Here is a 16,792-nt window from a genome sequence, read left to right on the forward strand (position 1 = left end):
TGCGCCTCAGCCACTCTACGTCCGGCGGATCCGGCCCCCGCAGCCGGATCGTTGCGCCGGGCGCTCTCACCCGACCCTCACACGATCGGATGAATGCCGGGCGAGCGAGACGATCAGTGGCCCGGCGGCGGCTACTTTCGGGCCGTTTCCACGAAGCGATCAGGGAGACCGGCAGGCTGATGACGGAACGACCCCCGCAGCGCATTCCCAACCGTCAGCTCGCCGCGCTCATCGCGGAGGCGGGCTTCTCGAACGCCGGGCTCGCCCGGCGGGTGGACCAGCTCGGCCTCGAGCACGGTTTGGACCTGCGGTACGACAAGACATCCGTGACCCGCTGGCTGCGCGGACAGCAGCCACGCGGCACCACTCCGGCGCTCATCGCCGAGGTCTTCACCCGGCGCCTCGGGCGCCGGCTCAGCGCCCAGGACCTGGGCCTCGACGCCTGTGCGCCGGTCTACGCCGGGCTGGAGTTCGCCGCCACCCCGCAGGAGGCGGTGGACATCGTCAGCGGGCTGTGGCGCAAGGACTCCGGCAGTCAGGCGGAGCTACGGAAGATCGCCTTCACCCCGGCGGGGCTGGTGGTCCCCAGCCGCGACTGGCTGATCGGGCGGCCCGACGACAAGGTGGCGCGCGGCGAGCCGCCCGCACCGCCCCCGGGCGCGGTGCCGGTCAGGGTGGTGGGCAGGACCGCCGGGCCGGGCGCCCGGCCGCCGCTGCCCCGGCAGCGGCAGACGGACCGCTGCCAGCGCGGCCCCGGCCACCGGGTCACCGGTGGGGACATCGCCGCGCTGCGGTCGGTGGGCGAGCTGTTCCGCTCCCTGGACCAGACGTACGGCGGCGGGCACGCCCGGCAGGCCCTGGTGCGGTATCTGGAGCACGAGGGCGAGCCGATGCTGCGCGGCACCTACGGGGAGGCGACGGGGCGGCGGCTGTTCGCCGCGATCGCCGATCTGACCCGGCTCGCGGGCTGGACCTCGTACGACATCGCCGCCCACGGCCTGGCCCAGCGGTACTTCGTCCAGGCGCTGCGGCTCGCCCAGGCGGCGGGGGACCGGCCGTACGGCAGCTATGTGCTGGTCACGATGAGCCGCCAGGCCGTCTATCTCGGCCATGGGCGGGAGGCCGTCCAGCTGGCCCGGGTGGCCCAGCAGGGCATGGGCGGCGGCGCCCCGCCCGCCCTCCAGTCGCTGCTGCACGCCGTGGAGGCACGGGGCCACGCCGTCATGGGCGAGGTGCGGGCCTGCACCGCCTCGCTGGCGCGCGCCGAGCGGGCGCTGGAGACGGCCCGGCCGGGGGACGATGTGCCCTACTGGGCGCGGTTCTTCGACGAGGCGCAGCTGGCCGACGAGTTCGGACACTGCCACCGCGATCTCCAGCAGTACCGGGCCGCCGCCCAGCACGCCGAGCGCTCGCTCCAGCTGCGCGGCAAGGCGTACGCGCGCAGCAGGCTGTTCTGCCGGGTGGTGCTGGCGACGGCGCGGCTGGGCCTCGGCGAGCTGGAGCAGGCGTGCGCGCTGGGCGCGGAGGCGGCGCAGCAGGCGGCCGAGATGCGGTCGGCGCGCGCCACGGACTACGTACGGGACTTCGAGCGGCGGCTCGAGCCGTACCGGGACGCGGCGGCGGTGCGGGGGTACCGGGACCGGGTGGCGGCGCTGGGGTAGCCGGGGCGGGGAGGCGCGGTCCGCGGCGAGGGCCCGCGGGACGCGGGAGCGGGCGGGACCGGCGATCGCGGCGGCGGCGCGGGCGATGTCGCGGGCGGAGACTTCGCGCAGGGCGCGGGCGCCGCGCGGGCCGGGGACGCCGCGCGGGCTGGGGCTCCGTACGGCGGAGGGCCGCGCCGGCCGGAGCCCGCGCCCGCCGGGGCGTGACGTGGGTGGTTGGGCGCGGGGCGGCGGGCTGGGCCCGCCGCCCCGCAGGTCCTCCGGGCCGGCGGGTCAGGCCGCCGCCGCGCCCGGGGTCGAGGGCTCGGCGCCGGGGAGCGCGCCGAGGTCGTGCAGGATGGCGCGGGCTGCGCGGCGTCCGGAGACGAGGGCGCCCTGCACCGTGCTGGAGTCGCGGTGGTCGCCGCACACATACAGGCCGGACAGCAGCCGGACCGGGCGCCGCAGATCGTGGGGGGCGGGCATGGCGGGGACCGCGCTGGGGTCGTGGTGGGCGGCGAGCAGCTCCCAGCGGGCGGTGGAGGTGCCGTAGACCGCGGCCAGTTGGGCCCGGGCGGCCCGGTCGAGCTCGGCGGCGGGCAGGGCCGCGGCGGCGCCCAGGACCGTGGAGGTGATCAGGACCCGGCCGGGCGGGGTGCGCGAGGGGTCGACCTCGCTGGCGACGGCGGTGTGCGCGACCGGGCCGCGGTCCCCGGCGGTGAGCACCAGCGCGGGCTCGCGCAGCGGCGACCGGTCCGCGGTGTGGTGCAACACGGTGACCGGGTGGAAGTCCGGGAGCCGCAGCCCGGGGAGGAGGTCCGCGGCGGCGCGCGCGCCGGTGGCGACCAGCACCGAGCGGCAGGCGAACTCGCCGTGTCCGGCGGTGGCCACGGTGGTGGTGGAGGCCGTCACGGCGCGTACGCCGGTGTGGACCGTGCCCGGCGGCAGGGCCGCGGCCAGCAGCTCCGGGACGGCCGAGGCGCCGCCCGCCGGGAGGCACAGCCGGCCCCGTGCGTAGCCGCGCAGCACCAGGTCGGCGCAGCGGCTGGAGGTGGTCAGCCCGGGGTCGCTGAGCAGCGAGACGAGCAGCGGGCGCAGAAAGCCCTCGACGGTACGGGCGGGCAGCCCGCGCCCGGCCAGGGTCTCGGCGACGGGCCGGTCGGGGCGGGTGAGGAGGCGGTCGGCGGGCAGGGCGGCGAGCCTGCCGAGGGCCGAGCCGAGCCGGGCCTGGTCGAGCGCGCCGCCGAGAGGCGCACGGGCGGCGTTCGCGAGGGCGCGCGCCGTGGTCAGTGCGCCCCTCGTGCTCCGGCTGCCCGTGGCCCGGCCGTTTGCGCTCCGGCCGTTGGTGCCCCAGCCGCCGGCCCCGGTGGCGCCGACCCGGTGGGTGCGGCCGTCGGAGCGCACCAGCACGCCCGGGGCGAAGGGGCGCAGCACGAGTTCGCCGAGCCCGGGGGTGCGCCGCAGCTCCGGGAACGAGGTGTTGATGAGCTGTCCGGTGCGGTCCAGCCGGAAGCCGTCGATCAGATCGGTGGCCATGCGGCCACCCACGCGGGGCGCGGCTTCCAGCACGCTGACCGTGACCCCCGCACTGGTCAGCTGGTGGGCCGCGGCCAGCCCCGCCAGTCCGGCTCCCACGATGACGACGTCCGTGCGGTGCGCGCTGGTGAGCACGTGCCCTCCCCGAGGTCGGTGCGTACGCTAGGGGGCCTGGTGCCCCCGACCGGCAGCCCGGATGCCTCTGTGCCACAACTCGGGTTCCCTGGGCCCGTCATGACAGTACGGACAAAAACGGTCGATGCCAGACGCGCATCGACCGAGCATGGGCGCACAGCGGTCGCACATCGGCCCCCGGCGGTCGATCAGCGGCGACCCCCGCGCGCGGCCAGCGCCGCCCGCAGCGCCTCCTCGATCCCCGGGTGGGCGAAGGTGAACCCCGAGTCCAACAGCCGCCGGGGCACGGCCCGCACACTGCCGAGGACATCGCTGGAGAGCTCGCCCAGCGCGAGCCGCAGCGCGGGCGCGGGGACGGACAGCAGCGTCGGCCGGCCCAGCACCCGGCCCATGGCGGCGGTCACCTCGCGGTTGGTGACGGGTTCGGGCGCGGTGAGGTTGACCGGGCCCGCCAGCCCCTCGGTGGTCAGGATGTGGCGCAGGGCGGCGATGTGGTCGTCCAGGGCGATGAAGCTCCAGTACTGGCGGCCGCTGCCCATCCGGCCCCCGAGGCCGAACCGGAACAGCGGGAAGAGCCGCCCCCAGGCTCCGCCCTCCCCGGCCACCACCAGCCCGGTGCGGGCGAACACGGTCCGCACGCCCGCGTCCTGGGCCGCCCCGGCCGCCTCCTCCCACTCCTGGCACAGGCCCGCGAGGAAGCCCTCGCCAGGGGGCGCGCTCTCGTCCACCGCGCGCTCCCCGGTGTCGCCGTAGATGCCGATCGCGCTGCCGCTCACCAGCACCCGCGGCGGGGTGTCGAGGGAGGCCACGGCCTCGGCGATGGCGGCGGTGCCGAGCACCCGGCTGTCCCGCAACTCCTTCTTGTAGGCGTCGGTCCAGCGGCGGTCGCCGATGCCCGCGCCCGCGAGATGCACCACCGCCGCGCAGCCCGCGAGCCCCTCGGCGTCCACCCACTGCCGCTTCGGCTCCCACCGGACCTCGTCCTCCGCCCGCGGCGGGCGCCGCACCAGCCGCACCACCTCGTGGCCGTCCGCGCGCAGGGAGCGGACGAGAGCCGTGCCGATGAGCCCGGACGAACCGGTGATCGCGATACGCATGAGGCCATCGTGCCCCCCATCGCACGCCGGATGCCGGATGCGCCGCTCAACGCACGGGCGAACGGACCACCGTGGCACAGTGACCCGCATGTCCGATCTGATCATTCGACCCGCCGCCCTCGCCGACGACGCGACACTCGCCGATCTGGACCGGCGCACCTGGTCCCCGCTGCACTCCGTACAGCCGCCGTCGAGCCCGGACGCCCCCTTCTTCACCGACCGGAACCGGCCCGAACACCTGCTGATCGCCGAGGCCGCGGGGCGGACGGCGGGCTTCATACGCCTCGTCGCGCCGACCCCGCTCGCCTGCAACGCGCATGTACGCGCGATCCAGGGCCTGGCGGTGGACGACTGGGCGCGCGGCCGGGGCGTGGCGCGGGCGCTGCTCGGCGCCGCGTACGAGGAGGCCAGGCGCCAGGGGGCGGTCCGCATCACGCTGCGGGTGCTCGGGCACAACGCGCCGGCGCGGCGGCTGTACGAGTCCGAGGGCTTCGCGGTGGAGGGCGTGCTGCCGGGGGAGTTCCTGCTGGACGGGGAGTACGTGGACGACGTGCTGATGGGGCGCGCCCTGTAACCGGGCCCGGAGCCCGTCACCCGCCGGCCCGGGGACCTACACCCGGAAGCGTTCCCACAGCCGGGGGAACCGCTCCGCCAGCGCCCGCTCGTCCTCCAAGTCGACGGTAGGGCCCTCGGGTTCGGCCGTCCGCGAGGGCAGACCCAGGTCCGGCAGCACCGCGCCGGTCAGCTGCTCGTACGCCTCGTCCGCCGCGAAGCCCAGGTCCTCGCAGTCCCCGTCCACCCGCTCGTCAAAGCTCTCCAGCAGCTCGGCGAGGTTGTCCGGCTCGTGCAGCGCGCCCTCGAACACCTCCCGGCCCTGGCCGATCAGCCAGTAGCGGAAGGCGTCGAAGGCGTCGTCGCCGACATCCCCCAGCAGGAGTTGGGCCGCGCCCCACAGGTCCCAGCGGTAGGCGCGGTTGGAGCGGGCCTCGAAGTGGCGGGCGAAGTCCAGGACGGCGTCCGGGTCCAGCTGGGACAGCCGGTCGACGAGCAGGTCGGACTGGTCCTCGGGGTCGCCCTCGGCGGCATCCCGAGCGCTGTCGACCAGCTCCCAGAACTCCGTCTCGTCCATCACGGGACCAGCATCGGCCCTTGTGCGCGCTTGTGCACGCCGGAGCGGCCCGCGAGGGCGGCTGGGACGAAGGCTCCGGAAAAGGCGACAGAAGATGACGGGATTTGCTGGGAGGGTCGGGGTGTCCATAGCAAGCGGCACATCGAAGGGACACACGGACGTGAGCACACAGGGCGCACTGGCAGGCAAGGTCGCACTCGTCGCGGGGGCGACACGCGGCGCCGGCCGGGCAATGGCCGTGGAACTTGGCGCGGCGGGCGCCACCGTCTACGCGACGGGACGTACGACGCGGGACGCGGTCAGCGAGGTCGGGCGGTCCACGGAGACCATCGAGGAGACGGCGGAGCTGGTCACGGCCGCCGGCGGCACGGGGATCGCGGTGCCGGTCGACCACCTGGAGCCCGAGCGGGTGCGGGCGCTGATCGAGCGCATCGAGGACGAGCAGGGGCGGCTGGATGTGCTCGTCAACGACGTGTGGGGCGGTGAGCACCTGGTCACCTTCGACAAGAAGAGCTGGGAGCTGGAGCTCGGGAACGGGCTGCGGATGCTCCGGCTGGGAGTCGAGACCCACCTGATCACCAGCTACTACGCGCTGCCGCTGCTGACCCGGCGGCCGGGCGGGCTGGTGGTCGAGGTGACCGACGGCACCGCCGAGTTCAACAGGACCTACCGCGAGAACCTCTTCTTCGACCTCGCCAAGAACGCCCCGATCCGGATGGCCTTCGGGCTCGCCCAGGAACTGAAGGAGTTCGGCGGCACGGCGGTCTCCATCACCCCCGGCTTTCTGCGCTCCGAGCAGATGCTCGACCACTTCGGGGTGACCGAGGAGAACTGGCGCGACGCCGTCGAGCGGGAGCCGCACTTCGCCATCGCCGAGTCGCCGCACCTGATCGGGCGGGCGGTCGCGGCGCTCGCCGCGGATCCGGAGCGGGCGCGGTGGTCCGGCACGTCGCTCTCCAGCGGAGAGCTGGCCAAGGCCTACGGCTTCACCGACCTGGACGGCTCCCGGCCGGACGCCATGGGCTACTTCCAGGACGTCGTCTTCGGCGGGAAGGAGGGGACGGCCGAGGACTACCGGTAGAGCGCGGAGGCGCGGGCGGCCGCCGCGGCGAAGCGCTCGCGCAGCTCCGGCGGCTCCAGCACCTCCGCCTCCGGGCCGAGCGCCAGCAGCTGCTCGTACGCCACGTCCAGCGACTCCACGGGCAGGGTGACGGTGATCCGTCCCTGCCCGTCGGGGTCCCCGGCCGCCCCGGCCGCCGCCACCGCCTCCTGGCCCGCCGTCCGGTCCGTCACCTGCGGCAGCCGGCGCGCGCCCTCCCCGGTCAGCCGCAGCACGACCTTCTCGCGCAGGAGCGAGCGGGCGAACTGCGCGGCGCGCTCCTCCCAGAACGCGGGCAGGTCGAAGTCCGCCAGCCGTTCGAAGCGGTCGTGGTGGTCGTGGCGGTCGGCGGGGCCCGCCGGCCCGACGGCGGTGAAGCGGTCCACCCGGTAGACGCGGAAGTCGCCCTCGCCCTCGACCCGTGCCGCCAGGTACCAGACGCCCGCCTTCAGCACCAGGCCGTACGGCTCCAGCTCCCGCTCCACCTCGGCGTCCCGGCGGTGGTAGCGGGCCGTGACCCGGCGGTCGTCCCACACAGCGTCGGCGACCGCGGGCAGCAGCTCGGGCGTCTCGGGCTCGTGCCACCAGCCGGGGGCGTCGAGGTGGAAGCGCTGGGCCGCGGTGTGCGAGGCGTCGCGCAGCTCGGGGAGGAGCGAGGCGGAGACCTTCAGCCGGGCGGCGGAGGCGGCGTCCGCGAGCCCCATGCCGCGCAGTGCGGACGGCACCCCGGACAGGAACAGCGCCTCGGCCTCGGTGCGGCCGAGGCCGGTCAGCCGGGTGCGGTAGCCGCCGACCAGGCGGTAGCCGCCGGTGCGGCCGCGGTCCGCGTAGACCGGGACCCCGGCCTCGGAGAGCGCGGCCACATCGCGCGTGACCGTACGCTCCGAGACCTCCAGCTCCCGCGCCAGGTCGGCCCCCGTCATGGAGGGCCGGGACTGCAACAGCAACAAGAGACGGATCAGCCGAGCGGCGCGCATGCGTCCATCATGCCCTTGCGCGCGGCCCGGGGCCGGGGTTCTTCCCGGCCCTCTCCCGGTGCTCAGGACCGACGCCTCCGGAGTTGAGGCCCTCGTCGTTCCGCGAGCGAGGCGGTGGAGTCAGAGCTCAATCCCCGCCAACTTCGAGAGCTTCGACAACTTCGCGTTGCTCCTCCGGTGCAGGGACGACACCACCCGGAACACTTCCCGACCCATCGGATGGATACGGGCCATCTGTGGTGCCGCGTCCCAGGCGATACTCAGGTTTTCCAGCGCCCCGTCACGGTCCCCGAGGTCGAGCTGAGCCCTGGCGTAGTTGATGTGCGTCGGGGCTACCCGTGTCGGAGGCAGACCCGCCAGGGCGGCAGGCAGGTCATCGGCCAGCCTCAGCGCCTCCCGGGGCCTGCCAAGATCCACACAGGTGGCGAGTTCGTGCGTGAACGTGTTCTGAGGTCCCACGGTCAGACCATGCACGTCCAGGTCACGGCCAATGCCGATGTTGGCGTTATGGGCGGAATCGATATGGCGCTGAGCTTCCCGCTTCGCTTCCCGCTTATCTGTCAGCCGACCAGCAAGGGTCATCCCTCGGAGGTTCAGGATGGATACCGCTATGTCGCGATCAGTTCCGCTCAGCGACGCCTGGGCCTTGGCAATCGCCCGATCCACAAGCATCAGCCCATGCTCGACGTCACCGAAGTTGAGATAGGTGCCGGCCCTGTCCCGAGCCGCGATGGCTTCGCCAAGAGGGTTGGATTTCTGCTCCACAGCCCATCTCTGTCGAGCCACGGCTAACGCTGCCAGGTCCATCCAGCGATGCCGCGCGGCGAGCCAGTACACGGAGCTGTAGACCTCTGCGAGCGTCATCCACGCTTCCGCGGTGTTGGCCGCGTGCGCGTGAGCCGTAGCGTCCCGCAGGAGACTCGGGAGCAATTTCTTGAGCCCAACCACGTCTACGGCGTCCCGGTACCTTCCAGCGGCCTCCAGAGCCGCACTCATGCGCGGCTCCTCGACAGGCCGTCTGTCCGGCAGGTCGTAGTCCCTGATGGCGGCCCTGAGAGAGGAGAGACGCGCTTGATCCTCCTGAGTGACAGGGACACGGCCAAGCACCTCGTCCATGGTCACGCCGAAGGCGCGAGCCAGGGCAGCGGCGACGGCAGGCGTCAGCGTCCGGTCTCCTACCTCGATCTTGGACAGGAGCGACACAGAGATGGCGGCCTTGCGAGCCGTGTGGATCTGACTCCAGCCGCGCTCCTTGCGGAGTACGGCGATGTTGGCGCCGGGGGCGAGCTCAGTGGTGCTCATAGCGTCAGTCTTCCTCGGGGCTACAGGCCCTGTCAGCGGGCTCGTGCTTGTTCATGGGAAAGGACGGCACGCGGTGTAGTCAGACGGGGAGGGCCCGCCGCTCGTCAGCGCAGATACTCGATCAGCCGGTCGACCAGGTCGACCGGGCGCGACAGCGCGACCAGGTGACCGCCGGGGACGTCGTCGGTGTTGATCCCGAGACGGTCGCGGGCCACTCGGCGCTGGAACTCCGGGGGAAAGAACCGGTCCTCGGCTGCGGCAAGCACGCGAGTGGTCACATCCGGCCACCGTTCGATGCCGCAAGGCTGGCCGAACGCGGCGTCGGCCTCAGGCCGGTCGTGCGCCGCGCCGGCGGCGGCGACCTCGGCCGGCACGTCATGCAGGAAATAGGTGGACAGGTCGAACTCCGGGCTGTACCCGCCTGCTTCGGCTGCCGCGACGCGGGCCGCCGGCGATCCGGTGTTGTCCCACCACTGTCCGGGCGTCTCGCCCGGCAGCGGGATCATCGCGTTGACCAGCACCAACAGATCTACTTGTACGCGAGTGCAGACCATCGGGGCGGTGAAGCCGCCCATCGACTGGGCCACCAACACAACGTCGTCATGGTCGCCGATCGCTGCAACCACCGCGTCGGTGTACTCGGGCAGCCCTGCGGATTCGTCGGCGCCGGGTAGCTCAACAGCGACCGCCTCGTGCCCCCTGGCGTGCAACTCGGGCACCACACGATGCCAGTACCAGGCCGCACCCCCGGCCCCGGGAATCAAGACAAACATGCATATACCTCGTACTCTCCGCTTCGTTCTTGGAACATTGAGACCGTCGGGAACGATGAGAATCATCGGTCATGACTGTGTCGGCAACCGTTTGGCCATCGAGGCACGGGCAGTGCCACGTTCGACTGACCGCCGCGAGTCGTGATGAAAGCCGCCGGACCGTCTCAGTGTGAACGATGTGCAAGTTCCCGCATTCAAATGGTCGTTAACTGGACATACGGCATCATGAGCATGAAGCCGGTGAAGCCGTGCGCGGGGGCAGTACTGGCAGCACGGTTTAGATCCGGAATCTCGGGAGGGGAAGCGATGAGCGTTCAATTCGGCATTTTATTCGCACAAGGCGGCGGGCACGGAAAGGACGAGGACGGAGGCGACGGGCACCCCGGACAGCCGTGGACGCCCACCGACGAGCCCCACCCGGACGGTTCGACGCCTCCCGGCGATGGGACGCACAAGAAGTGACAAGCTCGGCTGAGCAGGCGGGGCGGTCCACTCGTGAGGAGCTGGGCCGCCTCCTCCTCAACACGGGCGCCATGTCGGCCGAGTGGGCCCCGGCCTATGAGGCCGTGCCGCGCTCCCGCTTCCTGCCCGCCCTGATATGGCCGCATGACATGGCCACCGGCCGATACTCCACGGTCAACAAAGAGCAGGATCCGGAAGCGTGGCAGCAACACGCCGACTCCGACGACCCCATCGTCACGCAATGGGACGATGGCGCGCACGAGGGTCCCGGGCCGGGTAATTCCTTCAGCTCCTCGTCGTCCATGCCGAGCCTGGTGTTCTCCATGCTGGCCGACCTGGATGTGAAGCCGGGACAGCGGGTGCTGGAGATCGGTACGGGGACAGGGTGGAACGCGGCCTTGCTGGCGCATCGTCTGGGCGCTGAGAACGTCGTCACCGTGGAAGTGGACGGTGCTGTTGCCTCGGATGCCAGGAAGTCCTTGGACCGCTTCGGGCTACCGATGCAGGTGGTGCACGGGGACGGGCTCCTCGGGTACCCCGCATGCGCTCCGTACGATCGCGTCATCGCCACATGCGGGTTGCGGAAGATCCCGTTCGCGTGGGTGGAGCAGTCCAAACCGGGCGGGGTGCTCCTCGTTCCCTGGGGGACGTACTACGGTCCTGGCGAAGCGACCGCCCGACTCGTGGTCGCCCCGCACGGACAGAACGCGTCAGGGCCGTTCACCCGGCCCGTGGCGTTCATGCGTCTGCGCTCTCAACGGTTCGTGTGGCCCCGGCACGACGAGTACGTCCCGCCGGGGGCACTGGACGCTGCGGAGACGTCCACCACGACGCTCACTGAGGCGCAGCTCTGTGGCACCGGGAGTTTCGACGCGGTCGGTTTCGCCTTGGGCCTGCGTGTGCCTGACGTTGCGCACAACCCCGACCGTAAGCGGGATGGTCGGCGCGCCGTGTGGTTCTACGGAACTCGAGGCGGCTCGGACAGGTCCTGGGCGGTCGTCGTCTTCCGTGATGACCGCAGGGAAGCCAAGGTCTACCAGTCCGGTCCTCGCCGGTTGTGGGGCGAGGTGGAGAGCGCCTATCACTGGTGGGTCAGCCATGGCGAACCGGATCACTCCCGGTTCGGTCTCACGGTCACGGCCGAAGGGACACACGCTTGGCTGGACGACTCCGTGAACTCCTGGACTCTGTGAAACGACCGGCCCCGCTCATACGCCGTCATGGCGCATGGGCGGGGCTTCCGCATTCCGCGGGGCGGTCAGATGCCGTAGCGCTCGGCTGCTTCCTTCGCCGCCGTGGGCTTGACCTCGCCGCGGCGGGCGAGCCGGCTCAGGGCGGTGACCACGATCGCCGGGACGTCCACCCCGAAGTGGCGGCGGGCGGCCTCGCGGGTGTCGGAGAGGCCGAAGCCGTCCGTGCCGAGCGAGTACCAGTCCTGCTCGACCCACTGGCTGATCTGGTCGGGGACGGCGCGCATCCAGTCGCTTACGGCGAGGACCGGGCCCGGTGCGCCTGCCAGGGCACGGGTGACGTACGGGACCCGGTCTTCGCCGTTGAGCTGCGCCGCGTCACAGGACAGGGCGTCACGGCGCAGCTCGCTCCAGGAGGTGGCGGACCACACGTCGGCGGCCACGCCCCAGTCGTCGGCGAGGAGCTGCTGGGCCTCCAGGGCCCAGTGGATGGCGGTGCCGGAGGCGAGGAGCTGGATGCGCGGGGCGCCCTCGTCCGTCAGCTCGGCCGACTTGTAGCGGTAGAGGCCCTTGAGGATGCCCTCCTCGACGCCCTCGCCGGTGGGCATGGGCGGCTGGACCTTGGTCTCGTTGTAGACGGTCAGGTAGTAGAAGACGTCCTCGGCGTCCGGGCCGTACATCCTCCGCAGACCGTCCCGCACGATCGCGCCGACCTCGTACGCGAAGGCCGGGTCGTAGGCGACCGCCGCCGGGTTGGTGGAGGCGATCAGGTGGGAGTGGCCGTCGGCGTGCTGGAGGCCCTCGCCGGTCATCGTGGTGCGGCCCGCCGTGGCGCCGACCAGGAAGCCGCGGCCGAGCTGGTCGGCCAGCGCCCACATCTGGTCGGCGGTGCGCTGCCAGCCGAACATCGAGTAGAAGATGTAGAAGGGGATCATCGGCTCGCCGTGCGTCGCGTACGACGTCGCGGCGGCGGTGAAGTCGGCCATCGAACCGGCTTCGGTGATGCCCTCGTTGAGGATCTGGCCGTTGGCCGCTTCCTTGTAGTAGAGCAGCTGGTCGCGGTCGACGGGGTCGTAGGTCTGGCCGAGCGGGGAGTAGATCCCGGCGGTCGGGAACAGCGACTCCATGCCGAAGGTGCGCGCCTCGTCGGGGACGATCGGCACCCAGCGGCGGCCGGTCTCCTTGTCCCGCATCAGGTCCTTGACCAGGCGGACGAACGCCATGGTGGTGGCGATCTCCTGGCTGCCGGAGCCCTTGGCCAGGGTCTCGAAGGGCTTGGCCGACGGCTCGGGCAGGGCGACCGGGTGGACCTTGCGGGCCGGGGCGGGGCCGCCGAGGGCGGCGCGGCGCTCCTGGAGGTAGCGCACCTCGGGGGAGTCGGCGCCGGGGTGGACGTACGGGACCAGCTTGTCGTCCAGCGCGCTGTCCGGGATGGGCAGCTCCAGGAGGTCGCGCATGGCGCGGAACTCCTTGCCGCTCAACTTCTTCATCTGGTGGTTCGCGTTGCGCGACTCGAAGCCGGGGCCGAGTGTGTAGCCCTTGACGGTCTGGGCCAGGACGACGGTCGGGGCGCCCTTGTGCTCCATGGCCGCGCGGTACGCCGCGTACACCTTGCGGGGCTCGTGGCCGGCCCGGGAGGTGTGGAAGCACTCGGCGAGCCTGGTGTCGGTGAGGCCCTGGCCGAGCCGGGCGAGCTCGGGGTCGGCGCCGAAGAAGTGGTCGCGGATGTACGCGGCGTCGCGCGTCGCGTACGTCTGGAACTGGGCGTCGGGGACCTCGCGCAGCCGGCGCAGCAGCGCGCCCGAGGTGTCGAGGGCGAGCAGCTCGTCCCAGGCGGAGCCCCACAGGGCCTTGACGACATTCCAGCCCGCGGCGCGGAACTGCGCCTCCAGCTCCTGCACGATCTTGAAGTTGGCGCGCACCGGGCCGTCGAGCCGCTGGAGGTTGCAGTTGATGACGAAGGTGAGGTTGTCCAGACCCTCGCGGCCGGCCAGGGCGAGCGCCGCGGTCGACTCGGGCTCGTCCATCTCGCCGTCGCCGAGGAAGGCCCATACGTGGGAGCCGGCGGTGTCCTTGATGCCGCGGTTCGCGAGATAGCGGTTGAAGCGCGCCTGGTAGATCGCGGAGATCGGGCCGAGGCCCATGGAGACGGTGGGGAACTCCCACAGCCAGGGCAGCCGCCGCGGGTGCGGGTAGGAGGGGAGGCCCGAGCCGCCCGCCTCGCGGCGGAAGTTGTCCAGGTGGGCCTCGGTCAGCCGGCCGTCGAGGAAGGCGCGGGCGTAGATGCCGGGGGAGGCGTGGCCCTGGATGTAGAGCTGGTCGCCGGAGCGGTCCGTCTCCTTGCCGCGGAAGAAGTGCTGGAAGCCCGTCTCGTAGAGCCAGGCGGCGGAGGCGAAGGTGGCGATGTGGCCGCCGAGGCCGTCACGGCTGCCGCGGGTGACCATCGCGGCGGCGTTCCACCGGTTCCAGGAGGTGATCCGCCGCTCCATGTCCTCGTCGCCCGGGAAGGAGGGCTCCGCGGCGGTGGGAATGGTGTTGACGTAGTCCGTCTCGAGCAGCGGGGGCAGCCCGAGACCGGCGGTCTCGGCGCGCTCCAGCGTGCGGCGCATCAGGTACGAGGCGCGGTGTGGGCCCGCGGCCCGGGTGACGGCATCCAGGGACGCGCCCCACTCGGCGGTCTCCTCGGGGTCGCGGTCCGGGAGCTGGTCGAGCTCGCTGGACTGCTTCGGGACGGGCTGCTGGATGGGCTGCTTCCGGGTGGCTGCGGCCATCCCTCCGTTGACGAGGTCGGTCATGTCTCGACTGTAAATTCTGATCGATGATCGATCAAAGTACTTGAGGCCAAAAACTTCTCCGAAAGGCGAAATTGGCATTCCGTGCCGCGAAAGAAGGCACGGCGTGCAGCGCCGGATGGGTATCAGGCGCGCGGCGCGCAGCCCAGGACGTGCTCCTTGACCAGCTCCGCCACCCGCGGGTCCCGCCGCCGGAACGCGTCCACGACGGCCTGGTGCTCCTCCGCGTACGACTCCTGGCGGGTGCCGAGCCAGCGGATGGACAGCGTGGTCCAGATCTCGATGCCCAGCGATTCCCAGGTGTGCAGCAGCACACTGTTGCCCGAGGCCCGCACCAGCTCGCGGTGGAAGGCCACGGTGTGCCGCACCTGGGCCTCCCCGTCGGATCTTCGGTCCGCCTCGTACAGCGCCGCCACCTCGGGCTCGAGCGCCGAGGTGTCCTCGGCCAGCCGGGGCGCGGCGAGCTCCGCGGCGATCTGCTCGAGACCGGCCCGCACCGGGTAGATCTCCTCCAGGTCGGCGGCGGTCAGATTGCGGACGCGTACGCCCTTGTTGGGTGCCGACTCGATCAGCCGCAGGGTCTCCAGCTCGCGCAGCGCCTCGCGGACGGGCGTCTGGCTGACCTCCAGCTCGGTGGCGATCCGGCGCTCCACGATCCGCTCGCCCGGCTTCCAGCGCCCGCTGACGATGCCCTCCACGATGTGCTCGCGGATCTGCTCGCGCAGCGAGTGGACGACGGGATGGACCATGACACTCCTCCGGACGGTACTGACATGACAATACGGCGGCCGGGCAGACGACGGCGCCCCCGCCCGGATCTCTCCGGGCGGGGGCGCCATTGTCAGCCGTGCCGGCGGGTGCCGGCTCGAGGGCTCAGAGGCCGAGCTCGACCTCGAACTCGCCGGCCTCCAGGATCTCCTTGACCGCGGTCAGGTAGCGGGCCGCGTCGGCGCCGTCCACCAGGCGGTGGTCGTAGGAGAGCGCCACATAGGTCATGTCGCGCACCGCGATCGTCTCGCCGAGGTCCGGGTGGTTGATGACCACCGGGCGGCGGACGGTCGCGCCGATGCCCAGGATGGCGACCTGGTTCGGCGGCACGATGATCGTGTCGAACAGCGCGCCGCGCGAGCCGGTGTTGCTGATGGTGAAGGTCGCGCCGGACACCTCGTCCGGAGAGATCTTGCTGGCCCGCACCTTGCCCGCCAGCTCCGCCGTCTTCTTGGAGATACCGGCGAGGCTGAGGTCACCCGCGTTCTTGATGACCGGGGTCATCAGGCCCTTCTCGGCGTCCACCGCGATACCGACGTTCTCGACGTCGAAGTAGGTGATGGTGCCCTCGTCCTCGTTGATCCGGGCGTTGATCACCGGGTGGCTCTTCAGCGCCTGGACGGCGGCCTTGACGAAGAACGGCATCGGCGAGAGCTTGACGCCCTCACGCTGCGCGAACGACTCCTTCGCCTGGGCCCGCAGCCGCATGAGCTTGGTGATGTCCACCTCGACCACGCTGGTCAGCTGCGCCTGGCCGTGCAGGGCCTTCATCATGTTGTCGCCGATGACCTTGCGCATCCGCGGCATCTTGACGGTCTGGCCACGCAGCGGCGACGGGGCCGCGGCGGCGGCCTTCGGCGCCGCGGCCGGGGCGGCGGCCCGGGCGGCGGCCTGGGCCTGCGCGGCGGCGGCGGCCTTGGCGGCCTCCGCGGCGGCGATCACGTCCTGCTTGCGGACGCGGCCGCCGACGCCGGTGCCCTTGACGGTGGCCAGGTCCACGCCGTTCTCCGCGGCGAGCTTGCGCACCAGCGGGGTCACGTACGCGCCCTCGCCCTCACCGGCGGCCGGAGCCGGGGTGACCGGAGCCGGGGCGACCGGGGCGGGCGCGACCGGGGCCGGGGCGACCGGAGCGGGCGCCACCGGGGCCGGGGCGGGCGCCGGAGCGGCGGCCACCGGGGCCGGGGCCGGGGCGACCGGAGCCGGGGCAGGCGCCGGAGCCGGAGCGGCGGGGGCCGGGGCGGGAGCCGCGGGGGCGGGCGCGGCCGCCGGAGCGGCGCCGGCGACGCCGATCACGGCCAGCTTGGCGCCGACCTCGGCGGTCTCGTCCTCGGCCACCAGGATCTCGAGCAGGGTGCCCGAGGCCGGTGCCGGAATCTCGGTGTCGACCTTGTCGGTGGAGACCTCGAGCAGGGGCTCGTCGGCCTCGACCGAGTCGCCGACCTCCTTCAGCCAGCGGGTGACCGTGCCCTCGGTCACCGACTCGCCCAGGGCGGGCAGCACGACGTCGGTGCCCTCGGCAGCGCCCGCGGGGGCGACGGCCGGAGCGGGCGCCGGGGCCGGGGCCTCGGCGACGGGGGCCGGGGCGGGCTCGGGCTGCGCCACGGGGGCGGGCTCGGCCGCGGGGGCGGGGGCGGCCGCCGGGGCCGAGCCGCCGTCGTCGATGACGGCCAGCTCGGCGCCGACCTCGACCGTCTCGTCCTCGGCCACCTTGATGGAGGTGAGCACACCGGCCGCGGGGGCCGGGATCTCGGTGTCGACCTTGTCGGTGGAGACCTCGAGCAGGGGCTCGTCGGCCTCGACCCGCTCACCCTCGGCCTTCAGCCAACGGGTGACGGTGCCCTCGGTCACGCTCTCGCCGAGCGCCGGCAGGGTTACGGAAACCGCCATGGTTT

At 72.6% G+C, this 16,792-nt stretch carries 13 protein-coding genes; 4 read left to right on the plus strand and 9 right to left on the minus strand.

Going from position 1 to position 16,792, the window contains the following annotated elements:
• Positions 1-179: 179 nt before the first annotated feature.
• The gene (locus tag ABTY62_RS25145; protein ID WP_352131692.1) at positions 180-1,661 is read left to right on the plus strand and encodes an NsdA family TPR-like regulatory protein; all 1,482 of its coding nucleotides are present in this window, start codon (positions 180-182) and stop codon (positions 1,659-1,661) included.
• A gap of 273 nt (positions 1,662-1,934) precedes the next feature.
• Here the strand turns inward: ABTY62_RS25145 and ABTY62_RS25150 are convergent, their stop codons facing one another.
• The gene (locus ABTY62_RS25150) at positions 1,935-3,311 is read right to left on the minus strand and encodes an NAD(P)/FAD-dependent oxidoreductase (RefSeq protein WP_352131693.1); all 1,377 of its coding nucleotides are present in this window, start codon (positions 3,309-3,311) and stop codon (positions 1,935-1,937) included.
• A gap of 188 nt (positions 3,312-3,499) precedes the next feature.
• Positions 3,500-4,408, minus strand: coding sequence for a TIGR01777 family oxidoreductase (locus ABTY62_RS25155; protein WP_352131694.1), 909 nt, complete (start codon positions 4,406-4,408; stop codon positions 3,500-3,502).
• Positions 4,409-4,496: 88 nt separating this feature from the next.
• On the opposite strand from ABTY62_RS25155, the gene ABTY62_RS25160 reads away from it, so the two are divergent.
• Positions 4,497-4,982: a GNAT family N-acetyltransferase gene (locus ABTY62_RS25160; protein WP_352131695.1), complete on the plus strand. Its 486-nt coding sequence runs from the start codon at positions 4,497-4,499 to the stop codon at positions 4,980-4,982.
• 36 nt (positions 4,983-5,018) lie between these two features.
• Here the strand turns inward: ABTY62_RS25160 and ABTY62_RS25165 are convergent, their stop codons facing one another.
• Entirely contained in the window at positions 5,019-5,537 is a 519-nt protein-coding gene (locus ABTY62_RS25165) for a DUF4240 domain-containing protein (protein WP_352131780.1), read from the minus strand.
• A gap of 160 nt (positions 5,538-5,697) precedes the next feature.
• Here ABTY62_RS25165 and ABTY62_RS25170 point away from each other — a divergent pair, with 160 nt between their 5' ends.
• A complete protein-coding gene (locus ABTY62_RS25170; RefSeq protein WP_352131696.1) occupies positions 5,698-6,618 on the plus strand; it encodes an SDR family oxidoreductase in 921 nt (306 codons plus the stop codon).
• Here the strand turns inward: ABTY62_RS25170 and ABTY62_RS25175 are convergent.
• The 3 genes from ABTY62_RS25175 to ABTY62_RS25185 all read right to left on the minus strand — a co-directional run bounded on the left by ABTY62_RS25175 (position 6,609) and on the right by ABTY62_RS25185 (position 9,754).
• Complete coding sequence (locus ABTY62_RS25175; protein ID WP_352131697.1) at positions 6,609-7,613, minus strand: helix-turn-helix transcriptional regulator; 1,005 nt, start codon at positions 7,611-7,613, stop codon at positions 6,609-6,611. The genes ABTY62_RS25170 and ABTY62_RS25175 overlap by 10 nt on opposite strands.
• A 120-nt stretch (positions 7,614-7,733) precedes the next feature.
• Positions 7,734-8,915, minus strand: a complete 1,182-nt coding sequence (locus ABTY62_RS25180; RefSeq protein ID WP_352131698.1) for a helix-turn-helix domain-containing protein — start codon at positions 8,913-8,915, stop codon at positions 7,734-7,736.
• Between the two features lie 104 nt (positions 8,916-9,019).
• Positions 9,020-9,754 (minus strand): alpha/beta fold hydrolase, encoded by a 735-nt coding sequence (locus tag ABTY62_RS25185; protein WP_352131699.1) that lies wholly within the window; start codon positions 9,752-9,754, stop codon positions 9,020-9,022.
• 467 nt (positions 9,755-10,221) lie between these two features.
• Here ABTY62_RS25185 and ABTY62_RS25190 point away from each other — a divergent pair, with 467 nt between their 5' ends.
• The gene (locus tag ABTY62_RS25190; RefSeq protein ID WP_352131700.1) at positions 10,222-11,343 is read left to right on the plus strand and encodes a methyltransferase domain-containing protein; all 1,122 of its coding nucleotides are present in this window, start codon (positions 10,222-10,224) and stop codon (positions 11,341-11,343) included.
• 65 nt (positions 11,344-11,408) lie between these two features.
• Here the strand turns inward: ABTY62_RS25190 and aceE are convergent, their stop codons facing one another.
• From aceE to sucB, 3 genes are all read right to left on the minus strand, one after another.
• The gene (aceE, locus tag ABTY62_RS25195) at positions 11,409-14,084 is read right to left on the minus strand and encodes a pyruvate dehydrogenase (acetyl-transferring), homodimeric type (RefSeq protein WP_502997518.1); all 2,676 of its coding nucleotides are present in this window, start codon (positions 14,082-14,084) and stop codon (positions 11,409-11,411) included.
• A 173-nt stretch (positions 14,085-14,257) separates the two neighbouring features.
• Positions 14,258-14,881 carry a GntR family transcriptional regulator gene (locus ABTY62_RS25200; protein ID WP_089506224.1) on the minus strand — a complete coding sequence of 208 codons (624 nt, stop codon included), beginning with the start codon at positions 14,879-14,881 and terminating at the stop codon, positions 14,258-14,260.
• A gap of 124 nt (positions 14,882-15,005) precedes the next feature.
• Positions 15,006-16,787, minus strand: a complete 1,782-nt coding sequence (gene sucB / locus ABTY62_RS25205; RefSeq protein WP_352131701.1) for a 2-oxoglutarate dehydrogenase, E2 component, dihydrolipoamide succinyltransferase — start codon at positions 16,785-16,787, stop codon at positions 15,006-15,008.
• Between the last annotated feature and the right edge of the window lie 5 nt (positions 16,788-16,792).

The sequence above is a fragment of the Streptomyces sp. NPDC097640 genome (assembly GCF_040302705.1).
In the GTDB taxonomy this organism is placed as follows: domain Bacteria; phylum Actinomycetota; class Actinomycetes; order Streptomycetales; family Streptomycetaceae; genus Streptomyces.